Here is a 21,707-nt window from a genome sequence, read left to right as displayed (position 1 = left end):
CAGGGGGGAGCCATGGCGAATGAATTGAATCCGCAACAAGTCGAGACGCTGCTGGGCAAGCTGGCCAACGATGACGACTTCCGCAGTGCGCTGCAGAAAGACCCGGCGACGGCGCTGCAATCCATCGGTCTGCCGGCAGCACTGGCGCCTTGCTTCGCCGCGTCCGATTTGCCGGACAAGGCGGCGGCCAGGAACGCCGCCGATACCTTGCGTGCCGGTGCGTTGACCACGCTGGGCCAGGTGCCTCACAACCTCGTCAGGCGCTAGAGAACACGAGCCGCCCCAGCGTGCGCCCGTGCTACGGTGCCGGCGCTTCCGCTTTCCCTTCTGCCTGAACCTGGGTCATCCGCTTCGCGTAGGCTTGAGGCAGGGGACCGGGCCAGGCGCGGCGGAATTCGTCCGCGTAGCGTGCTGCATCCTGCTCGCGCCCGAGGGTACGGCTGTATTCTGCGGCACACAAAAGAGAAATTGTAGATTCTTTTACATTGATCGGCACCAGCATGTGCAAGGCACCGAACTGCTCGTAGGCCTGTCCGCGCCGACTGGCCAGAAACAGTGCCTGCTCCAGGGCCTTTTCCGGTTGTCCGGCCTTGGCGTAGGCATCGCGCAGGGCTACGTGGGCCAGGTACAGGTTTTCGTCGCCGCTAACCGGCTGCAGCAGCTTGACGGCAGCATCGGCGTCGCCGCGCTGCAGGGCCAGCTCCGCACGGGCGATGGCTGCCATGTCGTTGTTGCTGGGAAACGCGCTCGCATCGGCCTGTTTGCCGAGTCTGTCGATGACCTGCGTGGCCAGTTTCGCGTCGCCGCTGCGGGCGGCCAGGTAGGCGCCGTAGAGCGCGGCGGTGACAGCATGATCGACATCGGGGTCGTCGCTGTCCGCGGCTGCTGCCAGTTCGGTGCGGACGAAGCGTTGCAGGTCTTCGGCCTTGACCGTTCCTGCCGGCAGCACGTCGGCGATGCCCAGCCGCATGCCTTCGAAGATGCGCAGGTACAACGGTCCGGTCTTGCGCGCATCGGCGATGGCTTCGTCGGCAATCTTGCCTGCTTCGGCAAAGTCGCCGCGGTCCAGCGGCAGCACCAGCCGGGGGCGCCAGCGAAAAATGTCGTTGCTGGCCATGCCGCTTTTGTCCGATTTGCGCAGTTCCGCGGCGGCTTCGTCGAAGCGGCGCTGTACCGCGAACCATTCCGCATTGACCAGGCCCAGGCTGTTGCCACCCAGGTCGGCCGAGCGCGACAGGTAGTGCAATGCCTTGTCGTAATCGTCATTGGCGAGATTGAGCGTGCCGAGCAGGTAGAGCGACGAGCCGAGTCGCGCGTTGTGTGGCGTATCCAGGGGCGTCATCACCGCGATGGCCTCGCGCACCCGATTGCCGTAGGTCCAGAGCATCAGTGAGTGATTGGCGTAGGCGCCATGGAAATCGGGGTACATCTTGTAAAGCAGGCTCCAGCGCCGGTACATCTCGGCCGGTGTGTCCAGGGTCGAGGCGATGCCGTCAAGATAAAGCTTTTCGCGGCCGGGCAGCTTGGCACGCAGTTGCTGTGCCTTGCGGATTACCGTGCGCGCCTCGCGCTTGTCGTCGCCGCTGATATAGACCCCGGCCATGCCAACGTACGCCAGCGCGAAATCCGGGTCGAGTTCAGTCGCTTCGCGAAACAGCGCCAACGCCTCGCCAAAGTTGCCTAGTACATGAGCGCGCCGGCCCAGCGAATAAGCGCGCAGCGCATCGAGGTTGGACGTGGTCACCTTCTCCAGCGGAACGCTGTTGTCCTCGATCGACGCCAGGCTCTCGCCCAGGCGCTGGCGCAGCGCGGCATTGACGGCGTCGACCGAGTCCAGCGCCGATTCGGCGCCGCTGCCTTCGGCCGATTCGTTGTAAACGGTCGCTTCGGTAGTGGGGTCGATCACTTCGGCGGTGATGCGCAGCTTGCCGCCGACCTCGGTCGCGACCGGCAGGATCGCCGCCCGGGCGCCTTCGCGCAGGGCGATCTCGGCGGCACGGTGGCGGTCGACCGGCGTGCGGTCGGGGTCTTGCTGCATGCGCTTGAGCGTGTCGCGCACGCGCAGGTCGGAAACCACATTGATATATTTGGATTGTTCCATTCCGATGCGGAAGCCGACGCGCACGGTTTCGCTGAGCGAAGCGTCGCTGGTCAGGTTGCGCACGTCGCCGACCACGACCCAGTCGCGCTCGGCGAAGGCGATCGCCGCAGGCGGGCGCAGCAGCAGCCACAGGCCCAGCACCAGTGCGCCCAGTACGATCGACGCTTCGATGAACATGGTGCCGGGGCGGCGCCACCAGGGTACTTCGCGCCAGGCCTTGCCCGAATACGGAGGCTGGCGCAGCGGCGCGATGCCGGCTTCGCCGACTTCGTAGACCACCACCGGCTCGGGCACACCCTTGAAGCGGTAGCGGCCGTGATTGATCCAGCGCGTACGATCGGCGTTCGCGCCGAGTTCGCCATGGGCGCGCTGGGCCAGGCTGGCGGCCACGCCGGAAACCAGTATCTGGCCGGGCAGGGCGAGCGAAGCCAGCCGTGCCGTCACCGGCTTGACCAGGCCTTCGACCTCGAACGGCTTGGCGCCCTGGATCACGTCGCCGGGCTCGTTCTGCCACACCACCACATCGCCGACGTGTACGCCGACACGCGCCTGCAGCGCGACGGCTTCGTCCAGCGCCAGGCGCTTGAGTTCGCGCTGGTAGTCGAGGGAGAAGGCGACGGCATTGATCGGGCGCTCGAACAGCACCAGGAAGCCGTCGGTCTTGTCGATCTCCTGGCCGCCATGCTGCAGCATCAGGTCACGGGCGAGCCGGTCGTGCCGGCGCAGCAGCGCCGCGCCGCGCTGGTCGCCCAGGCGCGCCACCAGCGCGGTGGAATCGACCAGGTCGCATAGCGCCAGGCTGCGCAGCAGTGGCGCTCCTGTGCGTTGTGCAGCCAGCGGTTCGGGCGCGGAAACCAACGCGTTCATGCCTACCACTCCAAAGACCGATGGCCATCGTCCGCCACCCAAGCACAAGCGCCGGGGCGAAACAGTGAGACTTAGCGCAAAAGAGTACGCGGAAGTATCGCCGTTCCGGCAGTGCCGGTCACGCCGGGGACGGCGGCCGTCCGGCGGCCCGGCCCAGCGGATCGAACTCGACCTCGTCCGGCCGTGCTGGAATGCCGCAGCCGCAGACGGCGATGACGCCATGCTGCAGGGGGTCCAGCCCGAAGGCTTGTTCGATGTCGGCTTCGTTGACCGCGGCGGTGATGAAGGCGCCAAGCTGGAGTTCGGTCGCCGCCAGGTACAGGGTCTGCGACAGGTGGCCGGCATCGAGGATCACGGCGCGCCAGGCCTTGGCATGTTCGCGGTATTTCCAGAAGTTGCGCTGGAACCGCGCCGTCAGCGCCAGCAGCACGGGCGCGCCGGCGAAATACTCCTGGCCGGCGACAAACCGCAGCGCCAATGCGTCGGCCTCGGACTGAGGCAGGGTTTGCTGCAGCAGCAGCGTGTGTTCGACCGGGTGGTAGCGATACAGGCCGCAGGCCAGGCCGTCGACCTTGCGCAACAGCAGCAGCGCTTCGACCGGATGCAGGCCGCCGGCGGAAGGCACGCCTTTTTTCAGCAGCGTGAGTCCGGCGGCGAAAGCACCGCTGGCGCGCGCGCCGAAACTGCGCTGCAGAACATGGCCCAGCTGATCGGCGCGCAATGGCGCATCGGCATAGTTGCGGCAGGTGGTGCGCGCCAGCAGCAGCTGTTCCAGCGCGCTGTCGGCCGGCTGCGGCAGGGCCAGCGCCGGCGCAACAGCGCTGGCCTCGACGCTGGGCGGCGGCGTATCGGCAGGCAGGGCCATGCCCTGTGCGGCCAGGTGGCGTTCGGCCGCGCGCGCGTCCACACCGCGCCAGCGCGAAAACAGATGCGCGACGGCAGACAGCCCTTTCCAGTGCATACCACGCAGAATGTCGTCGCGCTGCGCTGCGGCATCGCCCGGCTGCTGGGTCAGCAACAGACCCTTGGCGCAGAGTGCGTCGATCGTTTCCGCGGCGATGCCCAGTTCGTGCACGGGCAGCCATTGGCTGGACGAGCAGCGCGCCAGCGCGTCGATTTCGGCGGCCTCCAGCGCTATCGCTTCGCCCAGGTGCGGCGCCAGCGCCATCCATTGCGTATGCACGCGCGGCACCAGGCGTCCGGCGATGAGGTCTTGTGGCTGATAGCTGATGCGTTCCTGGGCCTCCAGCATCAGTACGGCGCAGCGGCGAAACAATGTGGCAAATTCCGGCATTTGTGAACTTCCATGTGTGAACTTTCATGGATGCCTGCAAAGGCTGGCGTACGGGAAAAGCCAGCGTCTAGACTGCAGTAAACACGGTCGGGGAAAACAGCATGAGTGCACCAGGTCTGACTCCGCAACAGGCTGTCGATTTCCTGCGCAGGCTGTCCGGCGACGATGCCTATCGCCGGCGCTTCGAACAGTCGCCGGTGGAGGCGCTACAGGAAGTCGGCGTATCCGCTGCAGTGGCGCAGGCGATACCGCCGGCAGCGATCGATCCGTCCACGCTGGCCGATGCCGCCACCTTGAACTCGCTGGCCGATGCACTCAGCGACGAATCGGTGCGCAACCTGCGCTGCATGTGCATGGTGATTCCCGGGCCTAGCCTGGGCTTCGGCAAATAGCCAGCGGCGCATCAGCGCAGCGCGGTTTCCAGTTTGTCCAGCCGGCCGGCCAGCGCCGGCCGTTGTGCGGCCTGTGGCCAGGCGCTGCGGAACTGCGCCAGTGCGGCACGCGCGGCGCTGCGGTTACCGGCGGCCAGTTCGATCTCGGCCAGGTCGAGCTGCGCCAGGTTGGAATAGGCCGCATAGAACGGGTTGAGCAGCCAGTCGCCGTTGTATTCGGCGTAGGCGCGGCCGCGTCGCGTCGTCAGCCATTGCGCCTGCTCGCGTGCGCCAGCCCAGTCCTTGCCCGCGCGCAGCGCGTCGAGCAGGGCGATATGGGTCAGCAGCAGTTCGTCGCCGTCGACCAGTTTGCGCAGCTGCGCCACGGCTTTTGCCGCATCGCCGCCGGCGGCGCGGGATATCTCTGCCGCTGCCACCTCGCGCATGCCGGCCAGGCTGGGGTAGTTGCCCGTGTCGGGCGCAACCGCCTGCTGCAGCCGCGCGCGCGCGGCGGCTGCATTGCCGCTGCGTGCATGCCAGTAAGCGTCGGCTGCGGCGATGAAGCGCGCGTCGGCTTGGCCGCCGCCGCCGGCCGCATCGGCGCCGCCTGTGGCGGGCGCTTCCAGCAATCCTGCTGCGGCCAGGCCCAGGCCCAGGCTGTGGCACCAGGGCGTGGGGCTGCTGTCGGCGGCAGCGCAAAGCGCCTTGTAGGAAACCTGTACCTGCTTCGCATCGCCGCGGTCGGCTGCGACGGTCAGGCGGATGCGCTCGATTTCCGGATCGCCGGCGCGCTGGGCATTGGCCTGCAGCTGGGCCAGGGTGGCCTGGGCCTGGCTGAACTGGCGTTGCGCGGCCTGGGTGGCGGCGAGATATTCGGGCCGGCTGAATCCGGCGGCAGCGGCGGCGCGCAGGCTGGCAGCGGAATCGGCGAAATGCTCCTGCCCCAGTTGCAGCAGGCCGAGCAACAGCTGCGCGGCAGCGGCATGCGGATTGTGCGGATCGGCGCAGCGCTGGGCTGCGGCGATGGCCTCGTCGAAGCGGTTGCCGGTGCGCCAGCCGAAATACGCCAGCGCGCCGTGGCCTGGATAGAAATCCGGATGCAGCCGCGCCAGCACGCGCCACTTCACCAGTGCCTCGGCCGGTGCGCGCAGGCTGGCCTGCATGGCGTCGACGTGCAGCGAATCGCGCGAAGACAGGCGCGAACGCAGGCTGGCGGCACGCTCCAGGGTCTGCTGTGCCTGGTCCGGCTTGCCGCTGTCGTGGTAGGCCTTGGCCACGCCCAGCATGGCGGCGGCGAAATGTTCGTCCAGCTGCAGGGCGTGTTCGAAGTAGACGATGGCTTCGTCCAGGTTGCCATGCACGCGTTCGCGCTCGCCCAGCGAATAGGCGCGCAGGGCTTCGACATTGGCGGTGGTGACCTTGTCCAGCCGTTCCGACGGACTGGATACGTCGATCAGCACCTCGCCCAGGCGCGCACGCAATTTGTGCACCACCCGGTCTACCGATTCGACCACCGAGTCCGGCCCCAGGCCGTCGCTGGTTTCCGAATACACCGTGGCCTGGGTCTTGGGATCGATCACTTCGGCGGTAACGCGCAGGCGACCGCCGATTTCGGCCAGCGACGGCAGGATCACCGCCCGGGCACCGTCGCGCAGGGCGATTTCCGCGCCGACCTGGCGATCGACCGGCGTACTGGCCGGGTCGCGCTCCATGCGCTGCAAGACATTGCGCACCTGAAGGTCCGCTACCACGTTGACGTGGCCGGACTGCTCCAGGCCGATGCGGAATGCGGTCGGCAAGGCGTCGTCGAAGCGCGTCTCGCCGGTCAGGTTGGCCAGGCTGCCCATGACCACCCAGTCGCGTTCGGCGAAGGCGATTGCCGGCTCCGGGCGCAGCAGCGACCAGGCGCCCATCAGCAGCAGCACCAGCAGCAGGCTGGCCTCGATGGCCAGGCTGGCCGGCCGCCGCCACCAGGGCACTTCGCGCCAGGCCTTGCCGGAATACGGCGGCGCGCGCAGCGGCGCGACACCGGTTTCGCCCACCTCATAGACGTGCAGCGGCTCGGGCACGCCCTTGAAGCGATAGCGGCCGTGGTTGATCCAGCGCACGCTGGCCGGGCCCAGTTCCTGTTGTGGCCGCTGGGCCAGGAAAGCAGCCACGCCCGACATGAGTATCTGCCCGGGCAGGGCCAGGCCAGCCAGGCGCGCAGTCACCGGCTTGACCAGGCCTTCCAGCTCTACCGGCTTGGCGCCGTGGGAGACATCGTCGCTGGAGTTCTGCCACAGCAACACATCGCCGACGTGCAGGCCGATGCGAGCGCGCAGTGGCTGGTTGAATTCGCGGCTGAGCCCGCACAAGGCGCGCTGATAGGCCAGGGCGAAGGCGATCGCCTGGACCGGCCGTTCGAACAGCACCAGGAAGCCGTCGGTCTTGTCGATTTCATGGCCGTAGTGGCGCAGCACCAGGTCGCGGGCGACGCGGTCGTGCCGGCGCAGCAACGCCGCAGCGGCCTGGTCGCCGAGACGCTCGACCAGGGAAGTCGAATCGACCAGATCGCACAATGCCAGGGTGCGCAGTACCGGCATGCCGCCAGGCGGCGGACTGATCAGTTCAGGTGCTTCCACCGCACGCATGCAGCCTCCGGCCGTCCGGGGCAGTACAGAATGCGGCATCTTGCAACGTGCGCAAGTCTTGCGCCAGAGGTGAAAACTTTACTTTGTAGTGAAAGAGAGCAATGCGCAGGTGTTGCCCGTCGCCGGCCTGGGCCTGTGCAGACTGGCGACGGCAGGGGGCGATGGCCTAGGCAATCACGCGGCAATTGTCGCCGCCCTCGCCTTTGACCAGGTACAGGGCGCAGTCCGAATCGCTATACCAGGCCGACCATTCGGCCGTTTCGTGGCACAGGCTGCCGCCGATGCTGACCGATACCTGCAGCCCTTCGGCCGGTGCACGAAACCGCAGCGCGCGCACGCCTTCGGCGATCTGCATGGCGCGATCGCGCAGTTCGTTCGCATCGCGCACCAGCACCAGCAGGGCGAACTCGTCGCCGCCCAGGCGGCAGGGCAGGTCGCAGGCAGCGGCGGCCTGCTGCACTTCGGCCGCCACCGCGCGCAGGGCCAGGTCGCCCGTCAGGTGGCCGTAGTGATCGTTGATCTGCTTGAAGCGGTCGATGTCGATCAGCAGCAGGCCCAGGCGCATGCCCGCTGCGCGGCGCAGTCCCAGCTCGTCGAGGTAGTGATAAAGCCCGCGCCGGTTGCACAGCCCGGTGAGCTCGTCGGTGCGCACCAGGCGTTCGGCGGTGGACAGCTGGGTCTGGGTATGGCGCAGCGAATCGAGCGTGACCATGAGGTCTTCGTTGCGCCGCTTGAGGCTCTGGATCAGCTGCTGCTCGCTTGCGACCAGGTAGGAAAAAGAGCGGCGCATGAACTGCGCCAGCAACGCCGCCTCGGTCTGCAGCAGGCTCTCGAACGCGGCGTGCTCGATCACGCGCAGCACGCAGGTCTCGGCCGCGACCGCATTGGCCACGCGTGCGTGGTTGCCGATGAACAGCGCCAGCTCGCCGAAGAATTCGCGCGCGCCGATCAGCTTGTCGGGCATGCCGTCGCCGAATTCCAGCTGGATCGTGCCCGATTCGATCACGAACATGGCGCGGCCAAGTTCGCCCTTGCGGAAAATCATCTCGCGGGGAATCAGCTCGCGCCGCTGGCCAGCGCTGACGAACAGGGCGAGTTCCGCGTCTGACAGCTGCCGTGGCAGGAAGCTAGGTCGGGTGCGGGCGAAGGCATTGCCGGGGGTCGCGGATTCCGCCAAGGAAGCTCCAGGACTGACCATGACCACGAAATCCCCCGGGGAACCGCTGTTATGACCGGTCATCTTACATCAGGCTTCCGGGCAGGCCAGCGGCCGCGGCCAGTCGCCTGTAACGGGCAAATCGGCAGCTGCTCGCTCGTCCGGTTCATCCGCTGGACGCCACTAGGCACGCAGGCCGACACCGCGCTTGAGCAGGAACAGGCCAAAGCCTGCCAGTACCGCCGCCGCCAGCAGCATCACGCCATAGGCCACGTAGAGGTTCACGTCGCTGACCCCGAGCAGGCCGTAGCGGAAGGCATTGACCATGTAGACGATGGGGTTGGCCAGGGAAATCGTATGCCAGGGTTCGGCCAGGCTGCTGACCGGATAGAACACACCGCCCAGGTAGGTCAGCGGGGTCAAGATGAAGGTCGGCACGATGGCGATGTCGTCGAACTTCTTCGCATATACCGCGTTGACGAAACCGGCCAGGGCGAACACCACGGCGGTGAGCAGGAAGGTGGTCAGGGTGACGAAGACGTGGTGCAGGCGGATATGCGTGAAGAACATCGCCACGCCCAGCACGATCGCACCGACCATCAGCCCGCGCACCACTGCGCCGGTGACGTAGCCGGCCAGGATCACCCAGCTCGGCATCGGCGACACCAGCATTTCCTCGACGTAGCGGCCGAACTTCGAGCCGAAGAACGAGCTGGAAATATTGCCGTAGGCGTTCTGGATCACGCTCATCATGATGAGGCCCGGCACGATGAAATCGATATAGCTGATGCCCGGCTGCATTTCGCCGATGCGTCCGCCGATCATGTTGCCGAAGATGAAGAAATACAGCGTCATCGTGATTGCCGGCGGCAGCAGGGTCTGGCCCCAGATGCGCAGGATGCGCGCGACTTCGCGCCTGACGATGGTGCCTAGTGCAACCAGGTTTGCTTGGGTCTGCATGGGGTCTTGTCAAAAGAGGCGAAAGATACAAAAAGACAATTTCCCGCCGCCGCAGCGGCGCTGCGGCGGCGCCGCTGTGCTGCACGCGGCGTTCAGGCGGCCGCCTTGCCGTTGTTGCCTTCGACCAGGCGTACGAACAGTTCTTCCAGCCGGTTGGCCTTGTTGCGCATGGAGGTGACGGTGACACCGCGCGCGCTCAGGCCGGCGAACAGAGAATTCAGGTCGTGCGTGCGCGACATTTCCGCTTCCAGCGTATGCGCATCGACTGCCGTCAGGCGCACGCCGGCGACCTGGGGCAGGGGATCGGGAAGATGGGCCACGTCGAGCACGAAGGTTTCCACATCGAGCTTGGCCAGCAGCTGCTTCATCGAGGTGTTCTCGATGATGTTGCCCTTGTCGATGATGGCGATGTTGCGGCAGAGCTGCTCGGCTTCTTCGAGATAGTGCGTGGTCAGGATGACCGTGGTGCCGGCGCGGTTGATTTCGCTGACGAACTTCCACATCGAGCGGCGGATTTCGATGTCGACGCCGGCGGTGGGTTCGTCGAGGATCAGCAGCCTGGGCTCGTTCATCATCGCCCGGGCGATCATCAGGCGCCGCTTCATGCCGCCGGACAGGGTGCGCGCGGCGACGTCCTTCTTTTCCCAGAGGCTGAGCTGGCGCAGGTATTTCTCCGCCCGCTCGCAGGCGATGCGCCGCGGAATGCCGTAGAAGCCGGCCTGGTTGACGCAGATGTCGAACGGGCACTCGAACTGGTTGAAGTTCAGTTCCTGTGGCACCAGCCCGATCAGCTGCATGGCGCCACCGCGGTCGCGGTGGACGGAGCGGCCGAAGATCTGCACTTCGCCGCTGCTGGCGTTGACCAGCGACGACAGGATGCCGATCAGGGTGGACTTGCCGGCGCCGTTGGGGCCGAGCAAGGCGAAGAAATCGCCGGGCTCCACCTGCAGCGACACGCCCTTGAGGGCCTGCACGCCGGTGGCATAGGTTTTTGTCAGGTCGCGGACTTCCAGCGCGGGAGCGTTGCTCATGGGCTGCAGGTTGGGGTGGGGGCGGGTAGTATACGGCCCCCTTTGCCGCCGATTGGTCTCGTCCCGTGGCCGAACAGTTTCCGTTGCGCCTCGTCTCCAGCTATATGCTCGCCGAAGCGGTGCGCCATCTCGTGTTCGAGCGCGCCGACGGCCTGCCGTTCGTGTTTGCGCCGGGGCAGTTCATCCAGGTGCATTTTCACTACGCCGACGGCAAGCCGACCAAGCGCAGTTATTCGGTCGCCACGATCGGCGCCGGCGACGCCAGCCCGATCGGCCAGATCGAGATTGCCGTCTCCTACGTGGAAGGCGGCGCGGCCACTGCCCTGCTGGCCAACCTGATGGAAGGCGAGACGATCACGGCCAGCGGCCCCTATGGCCGCTTCTGCCTGTTCGACAACGATGCCAACCAGCGCTACCTGCTGGTCGGCACCGGCACCGGCATCACGCCCTACCGCGCCATGCTGCCGCAATTGCGCAAGGTGATCGCCGCGCGCGGTTGCGAAGTGAACCTGATCTTCGGCGCGCGCAACGAGCACGAACTGCTCTACGACGCCGATTTCAGCGCGTTCGAACGCGAGGTACCGGGTTTCCGCTATTACACCTGCCTGTCGCGCCATGCGCGTTCGTTGCCGCGTACGCAGGACCGCCGCGGCCATGTGCAGCTGCTGCTGAACGAACTGGCGCCCAGCGCCGAAGGCGACATCGCCTATCTGTGCGGCAATCCGAACATGGTCGATGAGTCCTTCGGCCTGCTCAAGGAAGCCGGCCTGCCGGTGCCGCATATCCGCCGTGAAAAGTATATTTCTTCCAAATAGCGAATATCGTTGCGGCGTGGCTACAGCATGCGCCGCAGCGTGTTGTCCCTGACCACGAAGTGATGCCAGAGCGCCGCAACTGCGTGCAGGCCGATCACGGCGTAGAAGATCTTGCCCAGGCCGACGTGCAGGTCTTCGCTGATTTCGTGCAGGTCGTGGTCGGGGCCGAACAGCAGCGGCAGCGGCCATTGCAGCAGCGGAATCACCACGGCGCGCTCACCGCTCTGCGCGGTGATAAGGCCAAGCAGCGGCTGCAAGACCAGGAAGGCATACAGCAGCAGATGCGTCGCCTTCGCCGCCAGCGCCAGCAGCCGTGCCGGTGGTGGCAGGATGGCTGGTGCCGGCCGCGCCAGGCGCGCGCCGATGCGCGGCAGCACCAGCAGCAGAACCAGCACGCCCAGAAACATGTGCCATTGCATCACCTGCGCGCGCAGGCCGCTGCCGCGCGGGGCGAAGCCGCGCAATTCCGCCGTCGCATAGACGACGATCAGCAGCGCCAGCGTAGTCCAGTGCAGCAGGCGTACAGCGCGGGAATAGCGGCTGGGCGCGAGTTCGTTCATGGCGTGGCCTGGGTGCGGCAGAAACAGTCGGCGAAATGGTCGTTGACCATGCCCGTGGCCTGCAGGAAGGCGTAGCAGATGGTGGTGCCGACGAAGGTGAAGCCTTTCTTCTTCAGTGCCTTGCTCAAGCGGTCGGACAACTCGGTGCTGGCCGGCACGTCGCCGCGCTGGCGCGGGGCATTGTCGATCGGCCTGCCATCGACGAAGGACCACAGATAAGCGTCAAGACTACCGTGTTCTTTCTGCACCGCCTGGGCGGCCAGCGCATTGCGCCGCACTGCATATACCTTTAGCCGGTTGCGCACGATGCCCGCATCGAGCAGGGCCTTTTCCAGAGCCTTGTCGCTCAGGCGCGCACAGCGGTCGATGTCGAAATTGTGGAAGACGCGTCGATAGTTGGCGCGTTTCTCCAGGATAGTGCGCCAGGACAGTCCTGCCTGGGCGCCTTCCAGGCAAAGAAACTCGAACAGAGCCTGGTCGCCGTGCAAGGGCCGGCCCCATTCGCTGTCGTGATAGTCGCGTTCGCTGTCGCTGCTCTCGGCCCAGCTGCAGCGCCTGATCACGCGCGCACCTGTGCCAGCCAGTCGTCGAGGTTGTAGTAGTTGGTGACGCGGGCGATCTGGCCGTCGGCGATCTCGAAGAACGCGCCGCCCGGCAGGATGTAGTGCTGGCCATGCGCTTCGGGCAGGCCGCTGTCGCTGGCCAGGTACTGGCCGTGGACGACGAATTCCGCCGCGGCGCGTGAGCCGTCGGCATTGGCCATCACGACGATATCGCGCAGCTGCTCGCTGTAGCAGCGGTTCATGCGGGCGAGAAAAACGCGGAACGCGTCGCGGCCGATTTCGCGCTGGCCCTGGTTCACGTCGTGCTTCACGTCCTGGCTGAGGCAGCCCAGCATGCTGTCCCAGTCGGCGCGGTTGAACGCGGTGTAATAGCGCAGCAACAGTTCGGTTGCGCGATCCATGGCGCGCACGCCGTCGATGATCATGTACAGCTCCGGCCGGCGATCGATGCCGCTAGGTGGCGGGGAGCCCAAGCATAGCCGCCATGCCCGGTGCTTGCAGCCGTTTTGCGCAGGCCGGCGCGGCGGCGCAATCGCGCGGGAAGTCCGGCTGGTGCGGTGCTTGCCTTTATCATCGCGGTTTTCCTGGCTGCCGCCTCGTCATGACCGAATCTGCTTCCCGCCGCGGTGCCTTGCTGGCGCTCGCCGTGCTGACCCTGGTGTGGAGCTACAACTGGGTCGTGATGAAGCAGGTGCTGGCGTACTCGGGACCGTTCGAGTTTGCCGCGATCCGCGCCGTGCTGGCGACGCTGGTGTTGTTCCTGGTACTGCTGCTGCGGCGTGAAACCCTGCGCCCACCGCCCTGGCGTGCGGTCCTGCTGCTGGGTCTGGCCCAGACCACGGCATTCCAGGCGCTGGTGCAATGGGCGCTGGTCGACGGCGGCGCCGGCAAGACCGCCTTGCTCGCCTACACGATGCCGTTCTGGCTGCTCTTGCTGGCCTGGCCGCTGTTGCGCGAGCGGCCCGACCGGCGCCGGCTCGCCTTCGCTGCCGTGGCAGCGGCGGGCCTGCTGCTGGTATTGCAGCCCTGGGCCGGGCTTGGCGGCCTGCGCAGCGCACTGCTCGCCTTGATCAGCGGACTGGCCTGGGCCGTGGCTGTGGTCATTGCCAAAAAGGCCTTCGCCGACGGCAGCGTTACGCCGTTGCGCCTGACTGCCTGGCAGATGGGGGCCGGTGCAATCGGCCTGTGCCTGCTGGCCGCCTGCGTGCCCGAGCGCGAAATCGCCTGGACGGCGGGTTTCGGCTGGGGCCTGGCCTATAACGCGGTGCTGGCCTCGGGCCTGGCCTGGGTGCTGTGGGCGCTGATCGTGCAGCGCCTGCCCGCTACCCTGGCTGGCCTGGTCAGTCTGGCCGTGCCGCTGGGCGGCGTGCTGCTGGCCTGGCTGTTGCTGGGCGAGCGGCCCGATGCCGCCGAAGCCGCCGGCATGCTGCTGATCGGCGCGGCCCTGTTCGGTATCAGCCGGCCATCGCGAACCTGATGGGCGAGACGGCGTCGGTGGGCCGAATGCGGCATCTTCGACAGTACCGCGCAGGCGTCAGCCCTGCGCCTTGATCCAGGGCAGTGCGTCAATATCCACATTGCCGCCCGACAGCACGACACCGACGCGCTTGCCGGCGAAATAGTCGCGATGGCGCAGGATGGCCGCGAGCGCTGTCGCGCTGGACGGTTCCACCACTTGTTTCAGTCGCTCCCAGATCAGGCGCATCGCGGCGACGATTTCGGCTTCGCTGACCGGCAGCACCGCTTTCACGTGTTCGCGCATCAGGCTGTAGTTGATTTCGCCGATGGCGCCGCGCAGGCCGTCGGCGATGGTGTCCGGCACAATGTCGGTAAAGCGTTCACCGCGGCGGAAGGATTCGTAGGCATCGGGCGCACCTTCGGGTTCGGCTGCATACACGCTGACGCCAGCGTCGATGCCGCGCGTGGCGATGGCACAGCCGCTGATCAGGCCACCACCGCCGACCGGGGCGATCAGCACGTCGATGCCGCCGCTTTGCTGCATCAGCTCCAGGCCGGCAGTGCCCTGGCCGGCGATCACGCGCTCATCGGTATATGGGTGTACCAGGCTGGCGCCGGTGGCGCTCTGTACCTGTGCTGCCGTGGCTTCGCGTGCGGCCAGCGTGGCGGCGCAGGGATGCAAGGTGGCGCCGTAGCGTTCGATGGCATCGAGCTTGGCCTTGACCGCGCCAGCGGGAACCACCACGTGGCAGGCGATGCCGCGGGTCGACGCGGCCAGTGCCAGCGCAGCGCCGTGGTTGCCGGACGAATGCGTCACCACGCCGCGGCGGGCGGTGTCTTCGTCCAGCGACCAGACTGCATTGCACGCGCCGCGGAATTTGAAGGCGCCCATGCGCTGCAGGTGTTCGCCCTTGAAAAACAGCTCGGCGCCGGCCAGCGCATCGAGGCTGCGCGAACGCAGCAGCGGTGTGACCTGGGCATGGGATGCGATGCGTGCCGCGGCGTCGCGCACGTCGGCGAGGGTGACTCGGAAAGAGGTTTGCATGACTGCCGGACGATACAGCGCCCGACGGTGCCGTGCTAGCCTGCGCGGCGCCGCCATTGCCAGCGCTGGCGACGACACGAAGGGGTTCTCGCGCCGCGGCTTGCGGGCTTGGCCTTGTCTTGCGGTGCCCGGCCAGACCCTTGCCCAGCCGGCGATGGGCGGCCTGCGCGACATGGGCAGGTTGTACCTGCCAAACCGATTCCGATTCTTTGAAGATTCCCGCTATGTCCTCTGCTCAAAACGGCGTTGTCCGACTCGCCGACTACGTTGCGCCAGCCTGGCGCGTGGACGAGGTCGAACTCGAATTCGATCTCGGCATTTCCGTTACCCAGGTACGGGCGCGGCTGCATCTGCGCCGCAGCGGCGTCACGCCGCAGGCCTTGGTGCTGGACGGTGCCGGCCTGCAATTGCAGGCCATCCGCGTCGACGGGCGCGAGCTGGCCGACACGCAGTACACGCTCGACGAAACCTCGCTGCGCATCGAACAGCTGCCAGCGGTCTGCGTGCTGGAAACGCTGGCCCTGATCGATCCGGCAGCCAACAGCGCCTTGTCCGGCCTGTATCTGTCGGGCAGCGCCGAACACGGCTTCCTGCTGACCCAGTGCGAAGCCGAAGGCTTTCGCCGCATCACCTGGTATCCGGACCGGCCCGACGTGCTGGCGAAATTCCACGTGCTGCTGCGCGCCGACCGGCAGCGTTTCCCGGTGCTGCTGGCCAACGGCAATCCCGCCGGCAGCGGCGAGCTGGAAGACGGCCGCCACTGGGTCGCGTGGGTCGATCCGCATCCCAAGCCCTGCTATTTGTTCGCCCTGGTCGCCGGCCGGCTGGAAAAGATCGAGCAGGAATACCGGACTGCCGACGGCCGCGCCGTGATGCTGCGCATCTTCGCCGAAGGCGACGCCATCGCCCGCTGCGGCTACGCCATGGACGCCCTGGTGCGCGCCATGCGCTGGGACGAGCAGCAGTACGGCTGCAACTACGACCTGGATGTTTTCCACATTGTCGCAACCCACGATTTCAACATGGGCGCGATGGAAAACAAGGGCCTCAACATCTTCAACGCGAAGTACCTGCTGGCCGATCCGCAGCATTCCAGCGACGATGACTACGCCCATGTCGAGGCCATCGTCGCCCACGAATATTTCCACAACTGGACCGGCAACCGGGTCACCTGCCGCGACTGGTTCCAGCTGTCGCTGAAGGAAGGCCTGACGGTCTACCGCGAGCAGCAGTTTTCCGCCGACATGAATTCGGCCACGCTCAAACGCATCGAAGACGTGCAGATCCTGCGCCGCTCGCAGTTCATCGAAGATGCCGGCCCGCTGGCGCATCCGGTGCGGCCCGAGCAGTACAGCGCGATCGACAATTTCTATACCGCGACCGTCTACGACAAGGGCGCGGAACTGGTGCGCATGATCGCCGGGCGCCTGGGTGCGGCGGCCTGGCGTCGCGGCATGGACGAATATTTCCTTCGCCACGACGGCGAGGCGGCAACGGTAGAGCAGTTCCTCGCCGCGCTGGGCAGCGCCGACGGCAGCGATCTCTCGCCGTATCTGCGCTGGTATGCCCAGGCCGGCACGCCGCAGCTGCAGGCACGCGGCGAATACGATGCGGCGCAGCGCTGCTACCGGCTTGATCTGCAGCAACACACGCCGGCAACGCCGGGACAGCCGCACAAGCAGGCGCTGCCGATTCCGCTGCGCCTGGCCTTGCTCGGCGACGACGGCAAGGCCTTGCCCTTGCGTCTGCACGACTCGGCCGATGCGCCGGGCGAACGCGTGCTGGAATTCGACAGCGACCGCGCCCGGTTCGAATTCCAGGATATCGATGCGCCCCGTGTGGCGTCGCTGTTGCGCGGCTTTTCCGCGCCGGTGCGCCTGGACGCAGGCCTGGGTGCGGCCGATCTGGCTTTCCTGCTGCGTTTCGAAAGCGACGGATTCAATCGCTGGGAAGCCGCGCAGCAGCTGGCCAGGCTGGCCTTCGCCGGCTGCCTCGCGGGCGCGCCCGTGGTGCCCGAGCTGGGCACCTGGTGCGACACCCTGGCGGAACTGTTCCCGCAGGCGGCGCTCGATCCGGCGTTGCTGGCCGAACTGCTGACGCCGCCGGAACTGAACGATCTGGCGCAGTCCTGCGATCCGCTGGATCCGGCCGCTGCGCATACAGCACGCGAAGCACTGGAGCAGGCCTTGGCTCAGCGCCTGGGCGCGAACGCACTGCGCGCGCGCCATGCGCAGCTGCTGCAGGCCGAGCGTGGCGATCTCGACGGTGCTGCGCGCGCGCGCCGACGCCTGCTCAACCGCTGCCTGCGGCTATGGCTGCGCGTGGAGCCGATTGCCGCCGCGGCCATGGCAGCGCAGCGCTATGCCGAAGCACCGGCCATGACCGAACGCCTGGCCTGCCTGGCAGCACTGCTCGCGGCCGGCGCCGAGCAGGCGCAGCCGGCCCTGGACGATTTCGCCTGCCGCTACGATGCCGACCCGGTCACGCTGGACAAATGGTTCGTGCTGCAGGCCCAGGCGCCGCGCAGCGATACGGTAGAGCGCGTCGCCGCACTGATGGCGCATCCGCGTTTCAGCCTGCGCAATCCGAACCGTGTCTCGGCACTGCTGCAGAACTTTGCCGTGCGCAATCTGCCGGCATTTCATCGTCCGGATGGTGCGGGTTATGTCCTGATTGAACAGGCATTGGCCCAGATCGACGCACTCAACCCGACCACAGCGGCCCGCCTGGCCACGGCGCTGAAAGACTGGGCGCGACTGGAACCCGCCCGGCGCCGTCTGCTGCAGGCGAGTCTGCAGCGCCTGGTCCGGCGCGACAGCTCGCAGGATCTGGCCGACATACTGCGCAGGACGCTGGGTTGAACCTGCGCCGTGGCGGCCAGATATAAGCTCCGTGTATCAACAGAAGTTAACGGCGGCAGCGCTACACTGCCGCCGACGACTGCCATGAGGTGATTGCCATGCGCCGCGCCCTGATCGCTTTGACCGCTGCCCTCGCTCTTGCCGGCTGCGCCAGTACCAGCTACTACCGGGACGGCTCGGCCGATTATTACTATGAGCGCGATTACGCGCCGTCCAGCTACGGCTATCTGAGCTACGGCTATGGCAGCGGCTTCGGTGGCTACGGTTTCTACGATCCGTTCTGGGCGCCGCATGGCTTCTATGGCGGCTGGTCACCGTACGGATACGGCTCCTACTACGCCGGCTGGAATTACTCGCCCTGGTACGACGTCTGGTGGGGCGGCAATTTCTACGACTGGTCGCACTGGCAGCGTCAGCAGGAAGCACGCAACCGCGTCGCCAACGTGCGTGGCGAAAACGCCGCGATCGCTGCCATGCGGCGCGAAATGCCGCCCGGCAGCCGCGATTCGGCGGCTGCCCTGGCTGGTCCGGGGCGTCTGGCCGCTCCCCTCAACAGCGACGGCGGGCGCCTGCGCGGTCCCAACCGTTGGGGCGGCGCTGACGAAACGCGGCAGCTTAGGACAGACGCTGTCGATCCTTACTACGGCGTGCCGCGCCAGCGCCGCGGCGAATCGGCGCCGATGCGCGAAAGCCAGTGGCGCCAGGGCGAACGGCCGCAGCGCTTCCAGCCCGGCGTGAACGGCGCCGGCATTCCCGAACGCGATAGCCGTCCCATCCGTACCGGACCCGCGTTCCGCGATGCGCAATTCGGTGGACAGGCGCCTGGCCGTGCGCCGACGTCGGGCCGCGCGCCGGCGCCGGTGCGGGAATTTGCTCCCCAGCCGATACGCAGCGCACCCAGCGCCCCCTCGTTCGATCGCGCGCCCAGCTTCAGTCCGCGTTCGGTGCCGAGCAGTGCGCCGGTACGCGATGGTGGTGGTGGCCGCAGCGAACAACGCCGCTGAGCGACGGCGAAGCCCTGCAGCAGGCAGGGCTTCGCCGGTATGGCCGCCAAGGCCAGATCCGGCGAAAAAAAGACGCAAAAAAAAGGCCTCAAAACATGAGGCCTTGTGCAAGTCCGCGCGGGTCGGGCGCGGAGGAGAGAGACGGTTCAGGCGCTAAGGCGGCCCAGTGCTTCAGTGAGGCAGGCGATACGCGAAGCCAGCGGCGCTACCAGCGGCTCGGCTTCGTTCGATGCACGCTGGCCGCGGATCGAGGCGATGGCCAGTTTCAGCTTGCCCACTTCGATCAGCAAATCGGCGCGCATGAACAGCGGATTCACTTTGAGGGTGGATTCGGTGATGGCGTTCATCTGGTTTTCCCCTGTTTTTCGCTGCGCAATCTGTGATGCAGTTCGCGTGCCAACGTCGGGAATCTGCAGGTTTGATCACGGTTGACACGAAAAAACCAGGAGGTGACGCGGTGTGTCGTTTACTGACCGTGACTGCAATCTGCCACTACTGGAAAATTGTTCGATCTGTTTCACGGTTTGCTAATGCTGGCCAGGGCTACTCTGTCCGGGCCAAAACAAAACGCCGCAGTGCTTGCGCATCTGCGGCGTTTCCCGGTTACTGGCGCCCGGCACACGGTCCTCTTGGATTCCCCCTGTTCCTAAGACCGCCGGGCGCCAGCCTCTATCCCCCTGAGAATAGATACCTCGCCGCAGCTGTCCTTGGTGCGTCCTCCCACCGACGCAGAGCCGGCCCCTGAATTCCGACTATCGACGTGCTCGCAAACGCCGTGCGTCGGTGGGAGTGCGAAAAGGGTAATGCAGGGGGCGTGCCAACCCTGCGCCGTAGTTCGATTCTGAGCCGGCGGCCGTGTTGTTTTCTGCGCCGCGGCGCAGCAGCCGCTAGAATCCGGCCTGTTTCCCCCGCCTCCAGACTTCAGCTGCCGCCATGGATTTCAGCGTTTCCTACGATGTCATCGTGATCGGCGGTGGCCATGCCGGCACCGAAGCGGCCCTGGCCGCTGCCCGCTGCGGCGCGCGCACCCTGCTGCTCAGCCACAACATCGACACGATCGGCCAGATGAGCTGCAACCCGGCCATCGGCGGCATCGGCAAGGGGCATCTGGTCAAGGAAATCGACGCGCTGGGCGGTGTCATGGCCCGCGCCGCCGACAGCGCCGGCATCCAGTGGCGAGTACTCAATGCATCCAAAGGTGCTGCCGTACGGGCGACGCGCTGCCAGGCCGACCGTGCCCTGTACAAGGCGGCGATTCGCCGCTTTGTGGAAAACCAGCCAAACCTGAACCTGTTCCAGCAGGCTGTGGACGACCTGATTGTCGAAGGCTCGCGCGTGGTCGGCGTAGTCACCCAGATGGGCCTGCGCTTCCGCGCTGCCTGCGTGGTGCTGACGGCCGGCACCTTTCTGGCCGGCAAGATCCATATCGGTTTCGCCAACTATGCCGGCGGCCGCGCCGGCGATCCGCCGGCCACCACCCTGGCCCTGCGCCTGCGCGAATTCGCCCTCGGTGCCGACCGCCTCAAGACCGGCACGCCGCCGCGCATCGACGGCCGCAGCATCGACTACAGCGGCCTGCAGCCGCAGCCCGGCGACGATCCGATGCCGGTGATGTCGTTCCTCGGCAGCGTCGCGGAGCATCCGCGCCAGGTGCCGTGCTGGATCACTCACACCAGCGAGCGCACCCACGACATCATCCGCGGCGCGCTCGACCGCTCGCCGCTGTATACGGGCAAGATCGAAGGCGTCGGGCCGCGCTACTGCCCGTCGATCGAAGACAAGGTCGTACGCTTCGCCGACAAGGACGCGCACCAGATCTTCATCGAACCCGAAGGACTGGAAACCGTGGAAATCTATCCGAATGGAATTTCCACCTCGCTGCCGTTCGACGTGCAGCTGGAGCTGGTGCGTTCGATCAAGGGTTTCGAACAGGCGCATATCGTGCGTCCCGGCTATGCGATCGAATACGACTATTTCGATCCGCGCGGGCTCAAGGCCTCGCTGGAAACCAAGGCGCTGGACGGCCTGTATTTCGCTGGCCAGATCAACGGCACCACCGGCTACGAGGAAGCCGCCGCGCAGGGGCTGCTGGCCGGCCTGAATGCCGCGCGCGCGGCGCAGGGCCAGCCGGCCTGGACGCCACGCCGCGACGAGGCCTATCTCGGCGTGCTGGTGGACGACCTGATCACCAACGGCACCACCGAGCCCTATCGCATGTTCACCTCGCGCGCCGAGTACCGCCTGCAGCTGCGCGAAGACAATGCCGATCTGCGCCTGACCGAACAGGGCTACGCGCTGGGCTGTGTCGACCGGGCGCGCTACGAAGCGCTCTGCGCCAAACGTGCTGCCGTCGAGGCTGAGACCGCGCGTCTCGCAGCGATCTGGGCGGCGCCGGGCAATGCGCTGGGGCGGGCCGTCGAGTCGACGCTCGGCGTCGCCTTGTCGCGGGAATCCAGTGCGCTAGACCTGCTGCGCCGGCCCGAGCTGGACTACCGCAAGCTGGCCGTCGTCGACGGCATAGGCCCGGGCGTCAGCGACACGGCCGTGGCCGAACAGGTGGAGATCGGCGTCAAGTACGCCGGCTATCTGCAGCGCCAGCGCGACGAGATTGAGCGCCAGCGCCGCCACGAAGACACGGCCATTCCGCCGGGTTTCGACTACGCGCTGGTCGGCGGCCTGTCGGCCGAGGTGGCGCAGAAGCTGACGCGTTCGCTACCGCAGACCATAGGCCAGGCCAGCCGCATCGCCGGCGTGACGCCGGCGGCGATTTCATTGCTGCTGGTGCACCTGAAGCGCCGCGCAGCCTAGGCCGCGCGGTACCGGTTCATACGCTGTCGCGGGCGTGCAGGTGGAGTTCCGCTTTGTCCGTGGCGCTGCGTTTGTTTCATTTTCGTTTGTATACAACATGCAGGCCATGGCGTGGGCGTCACGCTGTAGGCCACGAACGTCATGATCGCGGCACGCCAGTCGCTCAGCCAGGCGCGGCGC

18 protein-coding genes are annotated in these 21,707 nt (G+C 66.7%); 7 read left to right on the top strand and 11 right to left on the bottom strand.

The window, feature by feature from the left end; genetic code table 11:
- Window positions 1-12 precede the first annotated feature (12 nt).
- Window positions 13-267, top strand: a complete 255-nt coding sequence (locus tag DFR29_RS17720) for an NHLP-related RiPP peptide (RefSeq protein ID WP_166654177.1) — start codon at window positions 13-15, stop codon at window positions 265-267.
- Between the two features lie 31 nt (window positions 268-298).
- Here the strand turns inward: DFR29_RS17720 and DFR29_RS17715 are convergent, their stop codons facing one another.
- Both DFR29_RS17715 and DFR29_RS17710 read right to left on the bottom strand, forming a co-directional pair.
- On the bottom strand, window positions 299-2,968 hold the full coding sequence (locus DFR29_RS17715; RefSeq protein ID WP_166654176.1) for a putative peptide modification system cyclase: 2,670 nt from the start codon (window positions 2,966-2,968) through the stop codon (window positions 299-301).
- A 118-nt stretch (window positions 2,969-3,086) separates the two neighbouring features.
- Complete coding sequence (locus DFR29_RS17710; RefSeq protein WP_133819956.1) at window positions 3,087-4,262, bottom strand: putative peptide maturation dehydrogenase; 1,176 nt, start codon at window positions 4,260-4,262, stop codon at window positions 3,087-3,089.
- A gap of 101 nt (window positions 4,263-4,363) precedes the next feature.
- On the opposite strand from DFR29_RS17710, the gene DFR29_RS17705 reads away from it, so the two are divergent.
- On the top strand, window positions 4,364-4,654 hold the full coding sequence (locus DFR29_RS17705) for an NHLP-related RiPP peptide (RefSeq protein WP_133819955.1): 291 nt from the start codon (window positions 4,364-4,366) through the stop codon (window positions 4,652-4,654).
- 11 nt (window positions 4,655-4,665) lie between these two features.
- Here the strand turns inward: DFR29_RS17705 and DFR29_RS17700 are convergent, their stop codons facing one another.
- The 4 genes from DFR29_RS17700 to DFR29_RS17685 all read right to left on the bottom strand — a co-directional run bounded on the left by DFR29_RS17700 (window position 4,666) and on the right by DFR29_RS17685 (window position 10,413).
- Window positions 4,666-7,266, bottom strand: a complete 2,601-nt coding sequence (locus tag DFR29_RS17700; RefSeq protein ID WP_166654175.1) for a putative peptide modification system cyclase — start codon at window positions 7,264-7,266, stop codon at window positions 4,666-4,668.
- 166 nt (window positions 7,267-7,432) lie between these two features.
- The gene (locus tag DFR29_RS17695; RefSeq protein WP_166654174.1) at window positions 7,433-8,443 is read right to left on the bottom strand and encodes a GGDEF domain-containing protein; all 1,011 of its coding nucleotides are present in this window, start codon (window positions 8,441-8,443) and stop codon (window positions 7,433-7,435) included.
- A gap of 162 nt (window positions 8,444-8,605) precedes the next feature.
- Window positions 8,606-9,382, bottom strand: coding sequence for an ABC transporter permease (locus tag DFR29_RS17690; RefSeq protein WP_133819952.1), 777 nt, complete (start codon window positions 9,380-9,382; stop codon window positions 8,606-8,608).
- Window positions 9,383-9,474: 92 nt separating this feature from the next.
- The gene (locus tag DFR29_RS17685; RefSeq protein WP_133819951.1) at window positions 9,475-10,413 is read right to left on the bottom strand and encodes an ABC transporter ATP-binding protein; all 939 of its coding nucleotides are present in this window, start codon (window positions 10,411-10,413) and stop codon (window positions 9,475-9,477) included.
- A gap of 65 nt (window positions 10,414-10,478) precedes the next feature.
- Between DFR29_RS17685 and DFR29_RS17680 the strand changes: the two genes are divergently transcribed.
- Window positions 10,479-11,228 (top strand): FAD-binding oxidoreductase, encoded by a 750-nt coding sequence (locus DFR29_RS17680; RefSeq protein WP_133819950.1) that lies wholly within the window; start codon window positions 10,479-10,481, stop codon window positions 11,226-11,228.
- Window positions 11,229-11,248: 20 nt separating this feature from the next.
- On the opposite strand, the gene DFR29_RS17675 is transcribed toward DFR29_RS17680, so the two are convergent.
- From DFR29_RS17675 to DFR29_RS17665, 3 genes are read right to left on the bottom strand one after another with little or no spacing between them, the layout of a single operon-like run.
- The gene (locus DFR29_RS17675; RefSeq protein ID WP_133819949.1) at window positions 11,249-11,788 is read right to left on the bottom strand and encodes a cytochrome b; all 540 of its coding nucleotides are present in this window, start codon (window positions 11,786-11,788) and stop codon (window positions 11,249-11,251) included.
- On the bottom strand, window positions 11,785-12,348 hold the full coding sequence (locus tag DFR29_RS17670; protein WP_208113643.1) for a DNA-3-methyladenine glycosylase I: 564 nt from the start codon (window positions 12,346-12,348) through the stop codon (window positions 11,785-11,787). The genes DFR29_RS17675 and DFR29_RS17670 overlap by 4 nt, the downstream gene beginning before the upstream one ends.
- Window positions 12,348-12,776 (bottom strand): ketosteroid isomerase-related protein, encoded by a 429-nt coding sequence (locus DFR29_RS17665; RefSeq protein WP_133819947.1) that lies wholly within the window; start codon window positions 12,774-12,776, stop codon window positions 12,348-12,350. The genes DFR29_RS17670 and DFR29_RS17665 overlap by 1 nt, the downstream gene beginning before the upstream one ends.
- Window positions 12,777-12,952: 176 nt before the next feature.
- On the opposite strand from DFR29_RS17665, the gene DFR29_RS17660 reads away from it, so the two are divergent.
- On the top strand, window positions 12,953-13,828 hold the full coding sequence (locus DFR29_RS17660) for a DMT family transporter (protein WP_133819946.1): 876 nt from the start codon (window positions 12,953-12,955) through the stop codon (window positions 13,826-13,828).
- Window positions 13,829-13,885: 57 nt separating this feature from the next.
- Here the strand turns inward: DFR29_RS17660 and DFR29_RS17655 are convergent, their stop codons facing one another.
- Window positions 13,886-14,854 carry a pyridoxal-phosphate dependent enzyme gene (locus DFR29_RS17655; protein WP_133819945.1) on the bottom strand — a complete coding sequence of 323 codons (969 nt, stop codon included), beginning with the start codon at window positions 14,852-14,854 and terminating at the stop codon, window positions 13,886-13,888.
- Between the two features lie 224 nt (window positions 14,855-15,078).
- Here DFR29_RS17655 and pepN point away from each other — a divergent pair, with 224 nt between their 5' ends.
- Both pepN and DFR29_RS29690 read left to right on the top strand, forming a co-directional pair.
- Complete coding sequence (gene pepN, locus DFR29_RS17650) at window positions 15,079-17,715, top strand: aminopeptidase N (protein WP_133819944.1); 2,637 nt, start codon at window positions 15,079-15,081, stop codon at window positions 17,713-17,715.
- A 98-nt stretch (window positions 17,716-17,813) separates the two neighbouring features.
- Window positions 17,814-18,719, top strand: a complete 906-nt coding sequence (locus tag DFR29_RS29690; RefSeq protein ID WP_208113635.1) for a hypothetical protein — start codon at window positions 17,814-17,816, stop codon at window positions 18,717-18,719.
- A 146-nt stretch (window positions 18,720-18,865) separates the two neighbouring features.
- Here the strand turns inward: DFR29_RS29690 and DFR29_RS17640 are convergent, their stop codons facing one another.
- Window positions 18,866-19,066, bottom strand: a complete 201-nt coding sequence (locus DFR29_RS17640) for a hypothetical protein (RefSeq protein ID WP_133819943.1) — start codon at window positions 19,064-19,066, stop codon at window positions 18,866-18,868.
- Between the two features lie 586 nt (window positions 19,067-19,652).
- Here DFR29_RS17640 and mnmG point away from each other — a divergent pair.
- Complete coding sequence (gene mnmG, locus DFR29_RS17635; RefSeq protein ID WP_133819942.1) at window positions 19,653-21,527, top strand: tRNA uridine-5-carboxymethylaminomethyl(34) synthesis enzyme MnmG; 1,875 nt, start codon at window positions 19,653-19,655, stop codon at window positions 21,525-21,527.
- Window positions 21,528-21,707: the final 180 nt, after the last annotated feature.

This window comes from Tahibacter aquaticus, from assembly GCF_004363655.1.
Taxonomy (GTDB): Bacteria; Pseudomonadota; Gammaproteobacteria; order Xanthomonadales; family Rhodanobacteraceae; genus Tahibacter; species Tahibacter aquaticus.
This window is presented reverse-complemented; position numbering and strand designations above follow the sequence as displayed.